Genomic DNA, 19,877 nt, shown 5'->3' on the forward strand with positions numbered 1-19,877 from the left:
GGGAGAGGGCCGGCACCTCCCCTTTTTTTACACGTAAAAAAGGCAAATGAACAGAAATATGTTGGAAGAGTGGGGAGTCTGGTCCTATGCAGATTATTCACAGGGTAACCGTTATGCAGGTTCTGACCGAGCAAAGCAAGGAAAAGCTTTTGGCCTCTTTTGCAGAAAAAAAGCAAACGCTTGAACGAGAATGCAGCCAGCTCTATTTTCAGCTTAGAAAACATGAAAAAGATCAGCAGAATCCCGATGTAGCGGAATCTTTTAAAAAAGCCATTGAAAAAAGACAAGACAAAATCAAAATGATCGATTTCCAAATAAGCCAGACAGAGTCGCTCCCGCTTGGAAGCGAAGTGAAGGAAAAGGAGATCGATGCGCTGCTTTCAATCAACGTCGGTGATAACTGGCATGAAAAAACAGCGGCAAATACCATCGTCATAAAAGACGGGGTAGTAATTGAAATCCGCCCGAGGTGATAATATGACAAACAGATGGTTTAATGTAGGCAAAATTGTAAATACCCACGGCATTAAAGGCGAAGTGCGGGTCATTTCTAAAACGGACTTTGCCGAAGAACGGTACAAGCCCGGCAATACGCTTTATTTGTTTGCGGAAGGGGCTGCGGAGCCAATCAAAGTAACGGTCAGCGCCCACAGGCTTCACAAGCAGTTTCACCTGCTGCAATTCAAAGAAATGCCGAGTCTCAATGAAGTCGAACACCTAAGAAACATGGTGATCAAAGTCCCTGAAGAAGACTTGGGAGAGCTTGAAGAAGATGAATTTTATTTTCATGAAATCATCGGCTGCGAGGTTGTGTCAGAAGACGGGGAACTGATCGGCACAGTGAAGGAAATCTTGACGCCCGGGGCTAATGACGTATGGGTGGTTGCAAGAAAAGGCAAAAAAGATGCGCTCATTCCGTATATTGCTTCTGTGGTAAAGGATATTAATATAAATGAGAAGAAAATTAAGATTCATGTAATGGAAGGGTTAATAGACGAATGAAAATCGACTTTTTAACACTGTTTCCCGAAATGTTTCAAGGGGTGCTCGGCTCATCCATTCTGCAAAAAGCACAGGAAAAAGAGGCTGTCCGTTTTGACGTCATCAATTTCCGGGCTTTTTCGGATAATAAACACCAAACGGTTGATGATTACCCGTACGGCGGGGGAGCCGGGATGGTGTTAAAGCCGCAGCCCGTATTTGATGCGGTTGAAAAGCTGACATCCGGTACGGACGCCAAGCCGCGCATTATCCTCGTCTGCCCGCAAGGTGAGCGTTATACGCAGAAGAAAGCCGAGGAGCTGGCGGAAGAGGAACATCTCATGTTTATTTGCGGACATTATGAAGGGTATGATGAACGGATCCGGGAACATCTTGTCACTGATGAAATCTCCATCGGGGATTTTGTGCTGACCGGGGGAGAGCTCCCTGCCATGATGATTGCCGACAGCGTTGTCAGGCTTTTGCCGGGCGTCCTCGGAAAAGAAGCATCCCACGTGGAGGATTCCTTCAGCACGGGGCTTTTAGAGCATCCTCACTATACGAGGCCAGCAGATTATAAAGGCTTAAAAGTGCCTGAGACCCTTCTGTCCGGCAACCATGCCAAAATACAAGAATGGCGCAATAAAGAATCAATCAGAAGAACCTTTTTAAGACGTCCGGATCTTCTTGAAAAATATCCTCTCACTGATGAGCAAAGAAAATGGATTTCCGAGTGGGAAAACGAATAGATTCTATTGCGCAGGCGATGAAGATATGATAAGATACTACTTGTGGCTTAAGGAGGCTTATCCTTCAGAAGCTTGAAAACGATGTTCCGCTGTGCCTTGCAGTTGTGGCCAAGAGCATCTGTTGGAAGGAGTTGAAAACGATGCAAAAACTAATTCAAGATATCACAAAAGAACAGCTTCGCACTGATCTTCCTGCGTTCCGTCCTGGTGACACTTTACGTGTACACGTAAAAGTTGTTGAGGGTAACCGTGAGCGTATCCAGATCTTCGAAGGTGTTGTGATCAAGCGTCGTGGTGGTGGAATCAGCGAAACGTTCACAGTTCGTAAGATTTCTTACGGTGTTGGCGTTGAACGTACATTCCCTGTACACACACCAAAAATCGCGAAAATCGAAGTTGTACGTTACGGTAAAGTACGTCGCGCTAAGCTTTACTACCTGCGTGAACTTCGCGGAAAAGCGGCTCGTATTAAAGAAATCAGACGATAATGATAACGAACGAAAAGAGCTTGTTACCCGTAACAGGCTCTTTTTTTATATGAAATTTGTAAAAGCAGAACAAGCAACGTAAAATACATAAGAGATCATCGGAACATCCGGTTCCGGTAAATAAGGCAGGTGTCGAAGTCACATGACCATTCAATGGTTCCCAGGCCATATGGCTAAAGCGAGACGGGAAGTAACAGAAAAACTGAAATTAATTGATATCGTATACGAATTGGTGGATGCGAGAATCCCGATGTCATCGAGAAATCCGATGATTGAGGAGATTTTAAAAAATAAGCCGCGCATTATGCTTTTAAATAAAGCCGATAAGGCGGATGCGGCTGTGACTGCCCAGTGGAAGGACCACTTTCAGGAACAGGGCATTCCCTCTCTTTCAATAAACTCCGTTAACGGGCAGGGACTGCATCAAATCGTGCCGTCCTCAAAAGAGCTGCTGAAAGATAAGTTCGATAAAATGAAAGCAAAAGGCATTAGGCCAAGAGCAATCCGCGCATTAATCATCGGCATTCCGAATGTCGGCAAGTCTACTCTCATTAACCGGCTGGCCAAGAAAAACATTGCCAAGACGGGAGACAGGCCTGGCATTACCACTTCACAGCAGTGGGTAAAGGTAGGCAAGGAATTAGAGTTGCTCGATACACCGGGAATTTTATGGCCTAAATTTGAAGATGAGCTTGTCGGCTTGCGCCTGGCAATCACCGGGGCGATTAAAGATACGATTATCAACCTGCAGGATGTGGCCGTCTTCGGGCTGCGCTTTCTGGAAGAGCATTATCCCGACCGCTTGAAGGAGCGCTACGGACTTCAGGAAATCCCTGAGGATATCGCCGCTCTTTTCGACGCGATCGGTGAAAAACGCGGCTGTTTGATGGGCGGCGGAATGGTTGACTATGATAAAACAACGGAAGTCATCATTCGGGACATCCGGACGGAAAAATTCGGCAGGCTTTCATTTGAAACACCATCAGAATAAAGACGCGCAGCGATGCGGGTCTTTATTTTTTCCGCAGAATACCGATATACATAATGTAAGGGAGAAGAGAACGTGAATACATTAACCGTAAAAAGCGTAAAAGAACGCCTGCAAGAGGTCAGGGACGAAAGCGACCCCTTCCTTGCCCAATGTGAGAAAGACCCGAGAAAAAGCGTACAGACGCTTTTAGAGCAATGGCTGAAAAAGCACGCGAAGGAAAAAGCTCTTAAAGAGCAATGGCTGAACATGACGGCATACGAAAGACTGTCATCCAAAAAGGGCTTCCGCCTGATTGCGGGTGTTGACGAAGCCGGAAGAGGGCCGCTTGCCGGACCGGTTGTCGCCGGCGCCGTCATTTTGCCGGCAGAATGCGAGATTCTCGGTCTCACGGACTCGAAGAAATTGTCGGAAAAGAAGCTCGAGGAGTATTACAGCCGGATCACGGAGGAAGCGGCGGCTGTAGGAGTCGGCATTGTCCATGCGGACGTCATTGACCGGATCAACATTTATGAGGCCGCGAGACTGGCGATGGTAAAAGCCGTCAATGCTTTAACGGAAACACCTGATTATCTGCTTGTTGATGCCATGACCCTTCCGCTTGACATTCCGCAGTCATCAGTTATAAAAGGGGATGCCAAAAGCGTGTCAATTGCCGCCGGAGCCTGCATAGCAAAAGTAACGCGGGACCGTCTCATGGCTGAGTACGCCAAAACCTACCCCATGTACGGCTTTGAAAAAAATAAAGGCTACGGAACGAAAGAACATCTTGAAGCTCTTCAGGCATACGGACCGACAACTATTCACCGAAAAACGTTCGCTCCCGTTCAATCTTATTGTTAGAAAAGAGGCTTAAGACATGAACATAAGCGGCGAAATCCAAGCGGCTTTCAGACAGCTGACGGCGGAAATTCCTCCGGACCGGCAAGACGGCGGTAAAGACAGCGGCGCTCAAAGGCTGCTGTTAGGGAAGGTTCTCCGTTTGCTGGACGATCAAAGCGCTCTTATCCAAATCGGCGGCCGGACGATGCAGGGAAAACTTGAAACCGCCCTTCGTCCGCAGGCGTATTACTGGTTTTCTTATGACAAACAGCCAGTGGAAAAAACGGGCCGGCTTCATGTCATCGACCAATTTGAAGGAAGCCCGAAAACCGTTCAGGAAGCGGCGGGAAGACTGTTAAACGCTCTTTCCGTCAAACCAGGTCCTGTGTCTCTGCAGATTGCCGAAACATTTATGCAGCAGAAGCTGCCGATGACGGAAAACAGTCTCAAAGCCTGCATCCGCTGGGCTGAATCGCTTCCGGCCGCTGAATTGAAAAAAGCGGCGGAAACAATCGTATTTGCGCTGAAACGGGAACTGCCCGCACATCCGGAAGTCTTGTCAGCCATTCATGCCGTTAAATATCCGGTTCCGACCCGTCGCCTCCTCTCAGGACTGCTTCAGGCAATCAATCAGGCTCCGCAATCGGCAAAAGAGCTGTCTGTGCTCAAAGAGGCGGTTTCTGACGTGTTAAACGCGGAAACGGACCTTCATGCAGAACGTCTCTTGAAGAAGCTTGCCGAGGCTGCACGCATGCCGATTTCAGAAACCGGGCTGATGAATGAAGGAGAACGGACGGAATCAAAACAATCACCATTTGTCCGAGAGACTCGTGAAAACGGAAAGGCAGTCTCAAGCCAACCTTCTCCTCCGAGTGCACGGACAGATACGGAACTGCCTGAAAAAACGGCAAAACAGATTATAGAGAAATTAATGACATCGGCAGAAAAAACTGAAAACCGTCCCGTAAAAGTAACGGCGGAGATCATTAAGACTTTCATTTCTCAAGAAAGAACATTGAAAACAGCACCTGTTCTTCAAAACGCACGTCTGACAGAACAGGAGGCGGCTGTTTTCGAAAAAGCCGCTCAGCTCACCGAATTGAAATATGCGGAAAAACATGATGTATTAAGCCTTTTGCAGAAAATCAAAAAAGGACTGGGCACGCGTGATGAATTATCATTCATTACAGCGCTTGAAAAAGGCGTGTCTCCGCAGCCGGAGAAACAAGCGCTGAAAACAGCCCTCCAAGCCGTCCGGACGCTTCAAGAAGCGCCCCAATCCGTTAAACAAGAGGCGGAACCGCTTCTTCATAAATTAAACGGCCAGCTGTTTATTGAGCAGCATAACCCTTCTTTTACGCAGATGGTGCTGTCATTTCCGCTGGGTGCGTCCGCGTATGAGAATGACATCACAGTTCTCTTTAAAGGACGGAAGAAGCCGGACGGAAAACTCGATCCGTCACATTGCAGGCTCCTGTTTTTGCTGCATCTTGAAACACTGCAAGAAACCGTTGTGGACTGCATGATTCAGCAAAATGTAATGACCATTACGGTTGAGACTGATTTTGAGCTTCAGGCGGCCATCGACCCTCTCGTACCGGCTTTAAAAGAAGCCGTAAAAGAAACGGGCTTCAGCCTGTCAGGCGTCACGTCTAAAAAACGGCGCCCGAAAGACCAGAGCGCTCTTGTGGAAGAGTTTATAGAAAAAGACGGCGGAAGAAAAGTGGATGTGAAAATATGAAAGAGCAAACGCCGTTAAGAAGAGCTGTCGCCCTGCATTACGACCGGCAGAAAGACCAAGCCCCGAAGGTTGTCGCAACAGGCAGGGGGCACGTGGCGGAAAATATTATAAAAGAAGCTGAGAAGGCTGGGGTCCCCATTCAGGAAGACAGAACCCTTGTCGAATTAATGCGCCATTTGACGGTTGACGATCAGATACCGGAGGCGCTTTATGAAACCGTTGCCGAAATTTTTTCATTTGTTTACAGACTGGACGAAACCTTGAAAAACGAAAAATAAGGACCATTCATTTCCCGGACTCCGTTTAAATTTATATTTTCAATAAAATAAAAGTTAGAATGTTTGGAAGGATATAAAGATTTTGTTTTGAACCCTAGACAATTCTTCCAGTATTATATAGAATGAAAGCGCAGTCTATTTTTAGTTTTGCTACATAAGTTAGGAGGATGGGAAATGAATATCCATGAGTACCAGGGAAAAGAAGTCCTCAGAAAATACGGGGTGTCTGTTCCTGAAGGTAAAGTGGCTTTTACAGCAGAGGAAGCAGTTGAAAAAGCAGAGAGCCTGTCAAGCTCGGTTTATGTCGTAAAGGCGCAAATCCATGCTGGCGGCCGCGGCAAAGCTGGTGGGGTAAAGATTGCAAAAACAAAAGATGAAGTGAAAGAGTATGCCGAAGAACTGTTAGGCAAGACGCTCGTCACACATCAAACGGGTCCGGACGGACAAGTAATAAAACGCTTACTTATTGAAGAAGGCTGCGATATTAAAAAGGAATACTATGTCGGGCTTGTACTTGACCGCGCTACTTCAAGAATCGTTTTAATGGCGTCTGAAGAAGGCGGAACGGAGATTGAAGAAGTAGCGGAAAAAACTCCTGAAAAAATTAAAAAAGCGGTAATTGATCCGGCTGTCGGCCTTCAGGGCTATCAGGCAAGGGAAATTGCATTCGCAATTAACATCCCGAAAGAGCTTGTCGGCAAAGCCGCTAAATTTATGCTCGGCTTATATAAAGCATTTGTTGAGAAGGACTGCTCCATCGCCGAGATCAACCCTCTCGTCGTTACGGGGGACGGAAACGTCATGGCGCTGGATGCTAAGCTGAACTTCGACAGCAATGCGTTATACAGACAAAAAGACATTATGGAATACAGAGATTTAGATGAAGAAGATCCGAAAGAAATCGAAGCGTCAAAATACGATTTAAGCTACATTTCCCTTGATGGAAATATCGGCTGCATGGTAAACGGCGCGGGTCTTGCAATGTCTACAATGGATATCATTAAACACTACGGCGGAGAACCTGCAAACTTCCTTGATGTCGGGGGCGGCGCAACCGCAGAAAAAGTTACGGAAGCTTTTAAAATCATTCTTTCCGATCAAAACGTAAAAGGAATTTTCGTTAATATTTTCGGAGGCATCATGAAGTGTGATGTCATCGCCGAGGGCGTTGTTGAAGCGACGAGACAAGTCGGATTGACATTGCCGCTGGTCGTGCGCCTTGAAGGGACAAACGTAGATTTAGGAAAGAAAATCCTGAATGAATCAGGCTTAAACATCACATCTGCGGAATCAATGGCAGACGGCGCACAGAAAATCGTATCCTTAGTTTAGGAAAGAATGAAAGGCAGGGGACCAGATAATGAGTGTTTTTATCAATAAAGATACAAGAGTTATTGTACAGGGGATTACAGGTTCTACCGCTTTATTTCATACAAAGCAGATGCTGGAATACGGCACGAATATCGTTGGCGGTGTAACACCTGGAAAAGGCGGAACGGAAGCGGAAGGCGTACCGGTATTCAATACGGTCGCAGAAGCGGTTCATACAACGGGCGCTGATGCGTCAGTTATTTACGTGCCGGCTCCGTTTGCGGCGGACGCAATTATGGAAGCGGTTGACGCGGAAATTGATCTTGTCATTTGTATCACTGAGCACATTCCGGTTTTGGACATGGTGAAAGTGAAGCGCTTTATGGAAGGCAAGAAAACGAGATTAATAGGGCCGAACTGCCCGGGTGTTATTACACCTGAAGAATGCAAGATCGGCATTATGCCGGGATACATTCATAAAAAGGGTCATGTAGGCGTTGTATCCCGTTCAGGAACATTGACATACGAGGCCGTCCATCAGCTTTCAGAAGCCGGCGTAGGCCAATCTACCGCTGTAGGGATCGGCGGCGATCCGGTCAACGGCACGAACTTTATTGACGTGTTAAAAGCGTTCAATGAAGATCCAGAAACACATGCCGTCATCATGATCGGAGAAATCGGCGGCACAGCTGAAGAAGAAGCGGCTGAGTGGGTGAAAGCGAACATGACGAAGCCTGTTGTCGGCTTTATCGGCGGTAAAACCGCGCCTCCGGGAAAACGCATGGGCCATGCGGGCGCCATCATCTCCGGAGGAAAAGGCACGGCAGAAGAAAAAGTCAAAACGATGAACGCCTGCGGAATTGAAGTCGCGGAAACCCCTTCTGTAATGGGTGAAACGCTGATTAAGGTGTTAAAAGAAAAAGGCTTATTTGAAACGTGCAAAACGCACTGATCGAAGCAGGGGCAGCCGTAACGGCTGTTCCTGTTTTTGCTGAAAAAAAGAGGAGGTTGCCAGATTTGGATCAAGCATCGCGCTGTTTAATGGTCTGCAGTATTAATCAAATCATTTCCCCGTCTCTTCTATTAAAATGGTGGAAAGCTGATCACTCTCTGTCTTTTTTACCGGATCCGCATCCATTAACTGTTTTATCAGAAGGGAAAACAGCCCCGGAAGCAATTTTTCGGGAAATAGAGCGCAAGGATCCGGAACTTGATGAAGTTCTGTCCGATTACCGCCGCAAAGGCATTACTGTCATTCCGATTTCATCAAGCCGTTATCCAACATGGCTTAAAGCGATTTATGATCCGCCGGCTGTCTTGTATGCAAAAGGGAACACGCTGCTTCTTGAAAAAGGCAGAAAAATCGGGATTGTAGGAACGCGGAAACCGACGGAAGACGGAATAAAAGCGGTTGGGCATCTTTCCGCCGAACTCTCAAAAAAAGGCTGGGTCATTGTAAGCGGGCTTGCATCCGGTATAGACGGATTGTCTCATAAGGCGAGCATCAGGGCAAAAGGGCTTACGATCGGCGTGATAGCCGGCGGATTCCATCACATCTATCCCCGGGAAAATCTCCTGTTAGCAGAATACATGGCTGAACACCATCTCCTACTCTCAGAACATCCTCCTGAAACAAAGCCGAAAAAATGGCACTTTCCGATGAGAAACCGCATAATCAGCGGACTAAGTGAAGGAATTGTGGTCGTGCAGGGAAAAGAAAAAAGCGGTTCATTAATCACAGCTTACCAGGCTCTCGATCAAGGCAGAGAGGTATTTGCCGTTCCGGGTTCCATATTTAATCCATATTCCGGAGGACCTATAAAACTCATTCAAGAAGGGGCGAAAGCTGTATTATGCGCAGAGGATATTGACGGAGAGCTGACCGCCCGATGCGTTCAGTATACGGAACCCTTTTGAAATATCGTTTGACAAACGGTATTGTAATATTTAATAATAGTGAGGATTTAAAGTTGCACATTATTTTCATGTATAAAATGACGTTCATCATAAAGAATGAAATGTTGAAAGCCATAAAAAGGCAGCTCTAAAATGAATTGATACTTGAAAAGAGAGAGAACACCTCTTGAGGGGGATGAAAATGTCTGATTATCTAGTCATCGTGGAATCGCCGGCAAAGGCGAAAACGATTGAACGTTATTTAGGGAAGAAATATAAAGTCAAAGCTTCAATGGGACATGTCCGGGATCTTCCGAAAAGTCAAATGGGAGTTGACATCGAACAGAACTTTGAACCGAAATATATTACGATCCGCGGAAAAGGCCCTGTTTTAAAAGAATTAAAAACAGCGGCAAAGAAAGCAAAAAAAGTCTATCTCGCGGCCGACCCCGACAGAGAAGGGGAAGCGATTGCATGGCATCTCGCACACAGCCTTGATCTGGATCTCAGCTCGGACTGCCGGGTCGTCTTTAATGAAATAACGAAAGACGCCATTAAAGAATCATTTAAACATCCGCGCATGATTAATATGGATCTTGTCGATGCGCAGCAGGCGCGCCGCATACTAGACAGACTCGTCGGATACAAAATCAGCCCGATTCTTTGGAAAAAAGTAAAAAAAGGCCTCAGTGCGGGCCGTGTGCAATCCGTTGCGCTCCGGCTGATCATCGACCGGGAAAAGGAAATCAACGACTTTAAACCTGAAGAGTACTGGACGATTACCGGCTCATTTTTAAAGGGAAAAGAGACGTTTGAAGCCGGATTTTTCGGAAAAAACGGCAAAAAGCTTCCTTTAAAAAACGAAGAAGACGTAAAAGCCATCCTTGCCCAGCTGAAAGGCAATAAGTATACAGTTGACAAGGTTACGAAAAAAGAGCGCAAACGAAATCCCGCTCTGCCGTTTACAACGTCCACTCTGCAGCAGGAGGCTGCAAGAAAGCTGAATTTCAGAGCGAAGAAAACGATGATGATCGCTCAGCAATTATATGAAGGAATTGATCTCGGCAAAGAAGGGACAGTCGGGCTCATCACGTATATGAGAACGGACTCAACGCGGATTTCCAACACAGCCGTTGAAGAAGCGTCAGCTTTTATTGATCAGGCGTACGGAAAAGAGTACTTAGCGGGAAAACGGAAACCGGCAAAGAAAAATGAAAACGCTCAAGATGCCCACGAAGCGATCCGCCCGACTTCGGTGCTCAGAAAACCTGCCGACTTAAAAGCGGTGCTTGGAAGAGACCAGCTCAGATTATACAAGCTGATTTGGGAGCGCTTTGTTGCAAGCCAGATGGCGCCTGCCGTCCTTGATACGATGAGCGTCGATCTCAGCAATAACGGATTGACATTCCGGGCAAACGGAAGTAAAGTCAAATTCGCCGGCTTCATGAAAGTCTATGTAGAGGGTAAAGACGATCAGCTGGAAGAAAAAGACCGCATGCTTCCGGACCTTAAAGAGGGAGACACGGTTTTATCGAAAGATATTGAGCCTGAGCAGCACTTTACTCAGCCGCCTCCGCGTTATACAGAGGCGCGCCTGGTTAAAACGCTTGAAGAACTGGGGATCGGCCGTCCTTCGACATATGCGCCGACTCTTGACACCATCCAGCGCCGCGGTTACGTGGGATTAGACAATAAACGGTTTGTGCCGACTGAGCTTGGGCAGATCGTGCTGGATCTTATCATGGAGTTTTTCCCGGAAATCATCAACGTTGAATTCACGGCTAAAATGGAAAGAGACCTTGACCATGTTGAAGATGGCCAGACAGAATGGGTTCAAATCATTGACAGCTTCTATACTGATTTCGAAAAACGCGTGAAAAAAGCGGAAGCCGAAATGAAAGAAGTGGAAATTGAACCTGAATACGCCGATGAAGATTGTGAGTTATGCGGCTCCCGGATGGTTTATAAAATGGGCCGATACGGCAAATTTATGGCGTGCTCCAACTTCCCTGACTGCCGAAATACAAAACCGATTGTCAAACAAATCGGCGTAAAATGTCCTAAGTGTCATGAAGGAAACATTGTCGAACGAAAATCAAAAAAGAAACGCATCTTTTACGGCTGTGACCGTTATCCTGAATGCGACTTCGTATCTTGGGACAAACCGATTGAACGAAAATGCCCGAAATGTGAAAATATGCTCGTAGAGAAAAAGCTTAAAAAAGGCATACAAGTCCAATGCGTCGAATGCGATTATAAGGAAGAACCACAGAAGTAGCGGTGAGCAGAGCCTTGCTCACCTTCTTTGTGTGGAAGGGACAAACAACAGGAGATGAAAAGAAATGAACCAGCAAACAGTTAATGTAATCGGAGCAGGCCTTGCCGGAAGTGAAGCGGCATGGCAGCTTGCAAAACGAGGAATTCAAGTGAAACTATATGAAATGCGGCCCGTCAGGCAGACGGCAGCCCATCATACTGATAAATTCGCCGAACTGGTATGCAGCAACTCCCTCCGTTCAAATACACTCGCCAATGCGGTAGGCGTATTAAAAGAAGAAATGCGGGCGCTTGACTCGGCAATCATTCAATCTGCTGATAAATGCTCGGTTCCGGCCGGGGGAGCGCTTGCCGTTGACCGTCATGAATTTGCGCAAAGCGTGACGGATCTCGTGAAAAACCATCCGAACGTAACGGTTCTTACTGAGGAAGTAACAGAGATTCCGGAAGGCCCGACGGTGATCGCGACCGGACCGCTTACGTCAGAATCGCTTTCACAGCAGCTGAAAGAGCTCACGGGAGAAGAGTATCTGTATTTTTATGACGCGGCGGCGCCGATTGTCGAAAAAGACAGCCTTGATATGGAGAAAGTGTACTTAAAATCCCGTTATGACAAGGGAGAAGCGGCGTACTTAAACTGCCCGATGACAGAGGAAGAGTTCGACCGTTTCTATGAAGCATTGACGACGGCTGAGACGGTACCTTTAAAAGAATTCGAAAAAGAAATCTTCTTTGAAGGCTGCATGCCGATTGAAGTCATGGCGAAAAGAGGCAAGAAAACGATGCTGTTCGGACCGATGAAACCGGTCGGACTGGAAGATCCGAAAACAGGCAAGCGCCCTTATGCAGTCGTTCAGCTCAGACAGGATGATGCGGCGGGAACGCTTTATAATATTGTAGGTTTTCAGACACATTTAAAATGGGGAGACCAAAAAGAAGTGCTTAAACTGATCCCCGGTCTTGAAAATGTTGATATCGTCAGATACGGCGTCATGCACAGAAACACATTTATCAACTCGCCGAGCCTTTTGGACCCGACATATCAATTTAAACAGCGGAACGATCTGTTTTTCGCGGGCCAAATGACCGGCGTAGAGGGTTATGTTGAATCTGCCGCTTCAGGTCTTGTAGCGGGAATCAATGCCGCCAAACTTGTGCTCGGTCAGGATCTTGTGACATTCCCGCAGGAGACGGCGATCGGAAGCATGGCTCACTACATTACGACGACAAATCAGAAGAACTTCCAGCCGATGAATGCAAACTTCGGCCTCTTAAAAGAATTGCCTGTAAAAATTAAAAACAAAAAAGAACGAAATGAAGAATACGCTAAACGCGCAATTGAAACTATTCAAACTATTTCGAAAACGATATAGCTTTTCATTGCAACTTCGATGCATTATATGATACCATTTAAAAGCCCTTCGGAGAGGGAGGTCTTCATAATGACTGAGAATGTTAACTTTTTTTTAAAGTTATTCGTTGAATATTTACAAATTGAAAAAAATTATTCACAATATACTATTGTGAATTATGTTAATTCGATTGAAGAATTTGGGATGTTTCTGCATGCTCAAAATATAAATGGAATGAAAGAAGCTGCATATCATGATGTGAGAATATTTTTGACAGAGGCTTATGAAAAAGGCCTGTCAAGAAAAACAATCAGCAAGAAAATTTCAGCTTTGAGAAGCTTCTATAAATTTTTAATGAGGGAAAAGCTTGTTGAAGAGAATCCGTTTCAGCTTGTTCATCTGCCGAAACAAGAGAAACGGATTCCGAAGTTTCTTTATGAAAAAGAACTTGAGGAACTATTCGCTGTTTCAGACAGAAGTCAGCCGTCAGGGATGCGCGATCAGGCTCTGCTTGAGCTTCTTTATGCGACCGGAATGAGGGTCAGTGAGTGCTGTACGCTCACTGTCGGCGATCTTGACCTGTTCATGGATACGGTGCTCGTTCACGGGAAAGGCAAGAAGCAGCGCTATATCCCGTTCGGCTCATATGCCCGTGATGCGCTGGAGCTGTATATCAACAGCGGAAGGCAGTGCCTGCTTGAAAAAGCAAAAGAGCCTCATGATGTGCTGTTTGTCAATCAAAGAGGCGGCCCGCTGACCGCCAGAGGAATCCGGTATATTTTAAGCGGGCTTGTAAAAAAAGCATCCGGCACTTTACATATACACCCGCATATGCTTCGGCACACGTTTGCGACTCATCTGCTGAATGAAGGGGCTGATTTAAGAAGCGTCCAGGAGCTTTTGGGCCATTCCAATCTGTCTTCTACGCAGATATACACGCATGTATCGAAGGAAATGCTGAGAAACACATATATGTCCCACCACCCGAGAGCTTTTAAAGAAAATTAAAAGGAGGCCCTTCTCATGTCATCTTTTCATGCGACAACGATTTTTGCCGTCCAGCATAACGGGAAAAGCGCTATGTCAGGAGACGGCCAGGTCACATTCGGTCAGGCTGTAGTCATGAAACATACCGCGAGAAAAGTGAGAAAGCTGTTTAACGGAAAGGTTCTGGCCGGATTTGCAGGATCTGTTGCAGACGCTTTCACACTTTTTGAAATGTTTGAGGCGAAGCTTGAAGAATACAACGGCAATTTAAAACGTGCGTCGGTTGAGCTTGCGAAAGAATGGCGCAGCGATAAAGTGCTGCGCAAGCTGGAAGCCATGCTGATTGTCATGAACCAGGATACCTTGCTTCTCGTATCGGGAACAGGTGAAGTGATTGAGCCGGATGACGGCATTTTGGCAATCGGCTCCGGCGGAAACTACGCCCTGTCAGCAGGAAGAGCGCTGAAAACCTATGCCGGAGAGAATCTGTCCGCCAAAGATATTGCAAAAGCCGCTTTGAAAATCGCGGGCGAGATTTGTGTGTACACAAACGATCAGATCATTTTGGAAGAACTTGAATAGAAAGGACTTGAGGCGCATGGAAAACAAACCGTTAACACCGAGACAAATCGTAGATCGGTTGGATCAATACATTGTAGGACAGCAGGATGCAAAAAAAGCTGTCGCCGTGGCATTAAGAAACCGCTATCGCAGAAGTCTTCTTGATGAAAAACTGAGAGACGAGATCGTTCCTAAAAACATCCTGATGATGGGCCCGACCGGGGTGGGGAAAACAGAGATCGCCAGACGGATCGCCAAGCTTACCGGTGCGCCATTTATAAAAATTGAAGCGACAAAATTTACAGAAGTCGGCTATGTAGGCAGAGATGTCGAATCAATGGTCAGAGACCTCGTTGAGACATCCGTGCGGCTCATTAAAGAAGAAAAAATCAGCGAAGTGAAAGAACAGGCTGAAGAAAATGCAAACAAACGTATAGTGCGGCTTCTCGTTCCGGGCAAGAAAAAACAAGCGGGTGTGAAAAATCCGTTTGAAATGCTTTTCGGAGGAAGCCAGGCGGCAAATGATGATGAAGCCGACCAGCAGGAAGAAGCAAGCCTTGAAGAGAAAAGAAAGCGCATGGCGCATCAGCTCGCATTGGGAGAGCTCGAAGACCATTACGTCTCCGTAGAGGTGGAAGAGCAGCAGCCGTCGATGTTTGACATGCTGCAAGGCTCCGGGATGGAGCAGATGGGCATGAATATGCAGGATGCGCTGAGCAATCTGGTGCCAAAAAAGAAAAAACGCCGCAAAATGACGGTCAGAGAAGCAAGGAAGGTTCTGACCAATGAAGAGGCAGGCAAATTAATCGATATGGATGAAGTCGGCCAAGAGGCCGTGTTAAGAGCTGAAGAGGGCGGCATTATCTTTATTGACGAAATAGATAAAATTGCAAAAAACGGAGGGGCTTCTTCCTCAGCAGATGTATCGAGAGAAGGCGTTCAAAGAGATATCCTTCCGATTGTCGAAGGATCTACCGTCGTCACGAAATACGGCTCCGTCAAAACAGATCACGTGCTGTTTATCGCAGCCGGGGCATTCCATATGGCCAAACCGTCTGATCTGATTCCGGAGCTGCAGGGCCGCTTTCCGATTCGTGTAGAATTGAGCAAGCTGACAGTAGATGATTTTGTGAAGATTCTCGTCGAACCTGATAACGCCCTGTTAAAACAATATCAGGCTTTATTGCAGACAGAAGGTATATCTCTTGAATTTTCTGACGAAGCTATTCGTAAGATCGCCGAAGTAGCTTATCATGTGAATCAGGATACGGACAACATCGGAGCGAGAAGGCTTCACACGATATTGGAACGTCTCTTGGAAGACCTGTCGTTTGAAGCGCCGGACGTGACGATGGAAAAAGTCGCTATCACGCCGCAATACGTTGAAGAAAAGCTCGGAACGATTGCAAACAACAAAGATCTAAGTCAATTTATATTGTGAAAATTTAATAAGAGGAATTCTAGGAGGATTATTTATCATGGCTTTACTACAAAAAACACGAATTATTAACAGCATGCTGCAGGCTGCGGCAGGCAAACCCGTAAACTTTAAAGAAATGGCTGAAACGCTTCGTGACGTCATTGATTCTAATATTTTCGTCGTCAGCCGCAGAGGAAAGCTTTTGGGCTACTCTATTAATCAGCAGATCGAAAATGACCGCATGAAAAAAATGCTTGAAGACCGCCAGTTCCCGGAAGAGTACACGAGAAATCTGTTCAATGTTCCGGAGACGTCTTCAAACCTTGATATCAACAGCGAATACACGGCGTTTCCTGTAGAAAACAGAGACCTGTTCCAAGCGGGCTTAACAACGATCGTGCCGATCATCGGCGGAGGAGAGAGACTGGGCACGCTCATTCTGTCCCGTCTGCAGGATCAATTTGAAGATGATGATCTCATTCTTGCTGAATACGGAGCAACCGTTGTAGGAATGGAGATTTTAAGAGAAAAAGCGGAAGAAATCGAAGAAGAGGCGCGAAGCAAAGCGGTTGTTCAAATGGCGATCAGTTCTCTGTCTTACAGTGAACTTGAAGCGATTGAGCATATCTTTGAAGAGCTTGACGGAAACGAAGGCTTGCTTGTGGCAAGTAAGATTGCGGACCGTGTCGGCATTACGCGTTCAGTAATCGTTAACGCGCTGAGAAAGCTGGAAAGCGCAGGCGTCATTGAATCCAGATCACTGGGAATGAAGGGGACGTACATTAAAGTTCTGAACAACAAATTCCTTATTGAATTGGAAAACCTTAAATCTCATTAAGACAAAAGCAGGATCCCTAAAAATGGGGGTCCTGCTTTTTTTATGGACAATAGGTGAAAAGTTGCAGTTTAAAGTTGCTTATTGGAATCTGATCTGAGATAATCCATCTTGCTGTGTGAAAAAAGGAGGAAGAAACAGAAATTCTGCTATTTTCAGTCTAATATTAAACAAATCCTTGTAGTACAAATATTCTAGGACTTAATACCTACATGCAAAATAGATATAATTGAGCACTTTTTTTTAGCCTAACTTCATAGACTTTAAGCCTGTTATTTCTTACAATAAGCATATGGTTTTACAATTCTCGACAAGGATTTTTAGGAGAAAAATATCTGAAATGGAGGTAAGTGGATTTGGACTTATTTTCTGGAACTATACAAAATCTTGAGAATGCCTTGGGGAGAGCGGACATTAAGCAAAAAGTCTTAACTAATAATATCGCCAATATAGATACACCGAACTACAAGGCAAAAAAAGTCTCTTTCCGAAATTTGTTAGATCAGGAAACATCCAATCTTGAGGCTGTAAAAACCGACTATCGGCACGTTGACTTTACGGGTTCGGGGGACGATTATTCTATCGTGTCCAGCAGTGATACATCGTACCAGCAAAACGGAAACAATGTCGATATCGACAAAGAAATGACAGATTTAGCCGAAAACCAAATTAATTATCAGGCTTTGGTTGAAAGAATGAGCGGCAAATTCAATTCTCTGAAAACCGTCTTGACAGGAGGAAAATAATGAGTGGCTTTCAAAGCTTAAATATTTCGGGTTCCGCTTTAACTGCACAGCGTGTCCGGATGGACGTCGTATCGTCCAACCTGGCCAATATGGATACAACGAGAGCGAAGCAGGTAAATGGCGAATGGGTGCCTTACAGAAGAAAGCTGGTATCTCTCCAATCCGGAGGCGAATCATTTTCGTCCCTTTTACATTCAAAGATGAACGGAACAGGAAGCGCGGGAAGTGGCGTAAAGGTATCTGGTGTTACGGAAGACCCGTCCGCTTTTAATCTCGTTTATGATCCGGAGAATCCTGATGCGAATAAAGACGGATATGTACAAAAACCAAATGTAGATCCATTAAAGGAAATGGTGGATCTTGTCAGCAGCTCGAGATCATATGAAGCAAACGTAACTGCATTAAACGCCTCCAAAGGCATGCTTTTAAAGGCTTTAGAAATCGGAAAGTAAGGTGATGTAAGTGGTTAACGCTATTACTCCTTTTCAGCTTCAACAAACCCAAAACACTCAAAACGTAACGAATCAATTAAACCAAACTCAAAAAACTGATTCTTCAAACCAAACAAGCTTTTCGGAGCTTTTAAAAAACTCTATTGATTCGTTAAATGAGTCACAAGTAAAATCTGACCAAATAACGAACGAACTGGCTGCAGGAAAGGATGTAAACCTTGACGAGGTCATGATCGCTGCCCAAAAAGCAAATATTTCTCTGACGGCCGCTACCGAATTCCGCAATAAAGCCGTGGAAGCCTATCAGGAAATCATGAGAATGCAGATGTAGTGGTCAGATTGAAGAGAATGACTGGAATGACCGGGGGTTAACATGAATCGTACTCTAATGCAAATGAAAACCAAAACGGCAGCGTTTTGGAACAACAGATCAAAAACACAGAAGATACTCATGGTAAGCGGCTTGGCCGCATTCATTATTTTACTCATCGTCGTTATTATTTTTACTTCGTCTGAAAAGATGGTGCCTCTTTATAAAGATTTGTCCGCGGAAGAAGCGGGGAAGATTAAAGAAGAGCTCGATACGAAAAAGGTGTCTTCTGAACTTGCTGACGGCGGCACGGTCATTAAGGTTCCTGAGAGCCAAGTGGATTCGCTTAAAGTCCAGCTTGCCGCAGAAGGCCTGCCGAAAACGGGATCAATTGATTATTCGTTCTTCGGACAAAATGCGGGCTTCGGCCTGACAGATAATGAGTTTGACGTTTTAAAGGTTGAGGCGACTCAGACCGAATTGTCAAACCTGATAAATGAAATGGACGGTATTAAAAGCTCGAAGGTCATGATCAATATGCCGAAAGAAGCCGTGTTCGTCGGTGAAGATCAGCCGGCCGCATCCGCTTCAATCGTTTTGCAGATTAAACCGGGCTACTCGCTTGATCAAAACCAGATCAACGGGCTGTACCATCTCGTTTCTAAAAGTGTTCCGAACTTAAAAGAAGATAATATCGTCATAATGGATCAAAATTCTACATATTATGACAAAAGTGACAGCGGTGCAGGGTCCGTTTCTGACAGTTATGCTTCTCAGCAAGGTATTAAGTCGCAGGTCGAAAAGGACGTTCAAAAACATGTTCAGTCACTGCTCGGCACAATGATGGGACAGGATAAGGTCGTTGTTTCCGTAACGGCGGATATTGACTTCACGAAGGAAAAACGCACTGAAGACACTGTCGAACCTGTCGATAAAGATAACATGGAAGGCATAGCGGTAAGCGCCGAAAAAGTTGCGGAAACGTATAAAGGCGACGGCGCGGCCAACGGCGGCACGGCCGGAACGGGAAGCAATGACACCGCGAACTATGCCGAGACAAACGGCGGTTCAAACAGCGGGGACTACGAAAAAAGCAGCAATAAAATCAACTATGAAGTCAACCGCATTCATAAAGAAATCGCTGAAAGCCCGTATAAAGTGCGTGATTTAGGGATTCAGGTCATGGTGGAGCCGCCTAATCCGAAAAATGCCGCTTCCTTATCAGCACAGAGACAGGCTGATATACAGAAGATTTTAGGAACGGTCGTCAGAACGTCTCTTGATAAAAACGAAACGCAAAATCAAAACCTGACAGACAATGATATCAACAATAAAATCGTTGTATCCGTTCAGCCGTTTGACGGAAAAACAAGCCTGAACACGGATTCGGCACAATCTTCAGGTCTTCCGATCTGGGTATACATTACAGGCGGCGTACTGCTTGCGGCCATTATTCTGCTTATTATTCTCCTCATCAGAAAGAAACGCTCACAAGAGGATGAATACGAAGAATATGAATATGAAACACCGCCGGAGCCGGTTCGATTGCCTGATATCAACGAAGAGAAAATTGAAACGGAAGAAACAGTCAGACGAAAACAGCTTGAAAAAATGGCTAAAGAAAAACCGGAAGACTTTGCTAAATTGCTTCGAAGCTGGCTGGACGAGGATTAGGGGGAATGG

At 45.7% G+C, this 19,877-nt stretch carries 21 protein-coding genes; all 21 read left to right on the forward strand.

Going from position 1 to position 19,877, the window contains the following annotated elements:
- Positions 1 to 86 precede the first annotated feature (86 nt).
- The 21 genes from MY7_RS06915 to fliF all read left to right on the forward strand — a co-directional run bounded on the left by MY7_RS06915 (position 87) and on the right by fliF (position 19,868).
- Positions 87 to 473, forward strand: coding sequence for a YlqD family protein (locus MY7_RS06915; RefSeq protein WP_003154291.1), 387 nt, complete (start codon positions 87 to 89; stop codon positions 471 to 473).
- Positions 474 to 477: 4 nt separating this feature from the next.
- Positions 478 to 1,002 (forward strand): ribosome maturation factor RimM, encoded by a 525-nt coding sequence (gene rimM, locus MY7_RS06920; RefSeq protein WP_003154290.1) that lies wholly within the window; start codon positions 478 to 480, stop codon positions 1,000 to 1,002.
- Positions 999 to 1,730: a tRNA (guanosine(37)-N1)-methyltransferase TrmD gene (trmD, locus tag MY7_RS06925; protein ID WP_007611393.1), complete on the forward strand. Its 732-nt coding sequence runs from the start codon at positions 999 to 1,001 to the stop codon at positions 1,728 to 1,730. Before rimM ends, trmD begins: the two co-directional genes overlap by 4 nt.
- Before the next feature lie 140 nt (positions 1,731 to 1,870).
- The gene (gene rplS, locus MY7_RS06930) at positions 1,871 to 2,218 is read left to right on the forward strand and encodes a 50S ribosomal protein L19 (protein ID WP_003154288.1); all 348 of its coding nucleotides are present in this window, start codon (positions 1,871 to 1,873) and stop codon (positions 2,216 to 2,218) included.
- A gap of 142 nt (positions 2,219 to 2,360) precedes the next feature.
- Positions 2,361 to 3,209, forward strand: a complete 849-nt coding sequence (ylqF, locus tag MY7_RS06935) for a ribosome biogenesis GTPase YlqF (protein ID WP_007611396.1) — start codon at positions 2,361 to 2,363, stop codon at positions 3,207 to 3,209.
- Between the two features lie 72 nt (positions 3,210 to 3,281).
- Positions 3,282 to 4,049 (forward strand): ribonuclease HII, encoded by a 768-nt coding sequence (locus MY7_RS06940; RefSeq protein WP_007611398.1) that lies wholly within the window; start codon positions 3,282 to 3,284, stop codon positions 4,047 to 4,049.
- 16 nt (positions 4,050 to 4,065) lie between these two features.
- Positions 4,066 to 5,769 (forward strand): hypothetical protein, encoded by a 1,704-nt coding sequence (locus MY7_RS06945; protein ID WP_007611400.1) that lies wholly within the window; start codon positions 4,066 to 4,068, stop codon positions 5,767 to 5,769.
- Positions 5,766 to 6,047, forward strand: coding sequence for a FlhB-like flagellar biosynthesis protein (locus MY7_RS06950; RefSeq protein WP_007409769.1), 282 nt, complete (start codon positions 5,766 to 5,768; stop codon positions 6,045 to 6,047). Before MY7_RS06945 ends, MY7_RS06950 begins: the two co-directional genes overlap by 4 nt.
- A gap of 174 nt (positions 6,048 to 6,221) precedes the next feature.
- On the forward strand, positions 6,222 to 7,379 hold the full coding sequence (gene sucC / locus MY7_RS06955) for an ADP-forming succinate--CoA ligase subunit beta (protein ID WP_003154283.1): 1,158 nt from the start codon (positions 6,222 to 6,224) through the stop codon (positions 7,377 to 7,379).
- A gap of 28 nt (positions 7,380 to 7,407) precedes the next feature.
- A complete protein-coding gene (gene sucD / locus MY7_RS06960; RefSeq protein ID WP_003154281.1) occupies positions 7,408 to 8,310 on the forward strand; it encodes a succinate--CoA ligase subunit alpha in 903 nt (300 codons plus the stop codon).
- Positions 8,311 to 8,375: 65 nt separating this feature from the next.
- Positions 8,376 to 9,275, forward strand: a complete 900-nt coding sequence (gene dprA, locus MY7_RS06965; protein WP_029325906.1) for a DNA-processing protein DprA — start codon at positions 8,376 to 8,378, stop codon at positions 9,273 to 9,275.
- Positions 9,276 to 9,456: 181 nt separating this feature from the next.
- On the forward strand, positions 9,457 to 11,532 hold the full coding sequence (topA, locus tag MY7_RS06970) for a type I DNA topoisomerase (protein ID WP_029325907.1): 2,076 nt from the start codon (positions 9,457 to 9,459) through the stop codon (positions 11,530 to 11,532).
- A gap of 64 nt (positions 11,533 to 11,596) precedes the next feature.
- On the forward strand, positions 11,597 to 12,904 hold the full coding sequence (gene trmFO / locus MY7_RS06975) for an FADH(2)-oxidizing methylenetetrahydrofolate--tRNA-(uracil(54)-C(5))-methyltransferase TrmFO (RefSeq protein WP_007611407.1): 1,308 nt from the start codon (positions 11,597 to 11,599) through the stop codon (positions 12,902 to 12,904).
- A gap of 69 nt (positions 12,905 to 12,973) precedes the next feature.
- On the forward strand, positions 12,974 to 13,891 hold the full coding sequence (xerC, locus tag MY7_RS06980) for a tyrosine recombinase XerC (RefSeq protein ID WP_007409774.1): 918 nt from the start codon (positions 12,974 to 12,976) through the stop codon (positions 13,889 to 13,891).
- 15 nt (positions 13,892 to 13,906) lie between these two features.
- Complete coding sequence (gene hslV, locus MY7_RS06985) at positions 13,907 to 14,452, forward strand: ATP-dependent protease subunit HslV (RefSeq protein ID WP_003154267.1); 546 nt, start codon at positions 13,907 to 13,909, stop codon at positions 14,450 to 14,452.
- Positions 14,453 to 14,468: 16 nt separating this feature from the next.
- Positions 14,469 to 15,872 carry an HslU--HslV peptidase ATPase subunit gene (gene hslU, locus MY7_RS06990; protein WP_007611413.1) on the forward strand — a complete coding sequence of 468 codons (1,404 nt, stop codon included), beginning with the start codon at positions 14,469 to 14,471 and terminating at the stop codon, positions 15,870 to 15,872.
- Between the two features lie 37 nt (positions 15,873 to 15,909).
- Positions 15,910 to 16,689, forward strand: coding sequence for a GTP-sensing pleiotropic transcriptional regulator CodY (codY, locus tag MY7_RS06995; RefSeq protein WP_003154263.1), 780 nt, complete (start codon positions 15,910 to 15,912; stop codon positions 16,687 to 16,689).
- 353 nt (positions 16,690 to 17,042) lie between these two features.
- The gene (gene flgB, locus MY7_RS07000; RefSeq protein WP_003154260.1) at positions 17,043 to 17,432 is read left to right on the forward strand and encodes a flagellar basal body rod protein FlgB; all 390 of its coding nucleotides are present in this window, start codon (positions 17,043 to 17,045) and stop codon (positions 17,430 to 17,432) included.
- A complete protein-coding gene (gene flgC / locus MY7_RS07005) occupies positions 17,432 to 17,884 on the forward strand; it encodes a flagellar basal body rod protein FlgC (protein WP_007409776.1) in 453 nt (150 codons plus the stop codon). Before flgB ends, flgC begins: the two co-directional genes overlap by 1 nt.
- A 10-nt stretch (positions 17,885 to 17,894) precedes the next feature.
- Positions 17,895 to 18,215, forward strand: coding sequence for a flagellar hook-basal body complex protein FliE (gene fliE / locus MY7_RS07010; protein WP_007409777.1), 321 nt, complete (start codon positions 17,895 to 17,897; stop codon positions 18,213 to 18,215).
- Between the two features lie 42 nt (positions 18,216 to 18,257).
- Positions 18,258 to 19,868: a flagellar basal-body MS-ring/collar protein FliF gene (gene fliF, locus MY7_RS07015; protein ID WP_007611422.1), complete on the forward strand. Its 1,611-nt coding sequence runs from the start codon at positions 18,258 to 18,260 to the stop codon at positions 19,866 to 19,868.
- Positions 19,869 to 19,877: the final 9 nt, after the last annotated feature.

It is taken from the genome of Bacillus sp. 5B6 (assembly GCF_000259405.1).
In the GTDB taxonomy this organism is placed as follows: domain Bacteria; phylum Bacillota; class Bacilli; order Bacillales; family Bacillaceae; genus Bacillus; species Bacillus velezensis.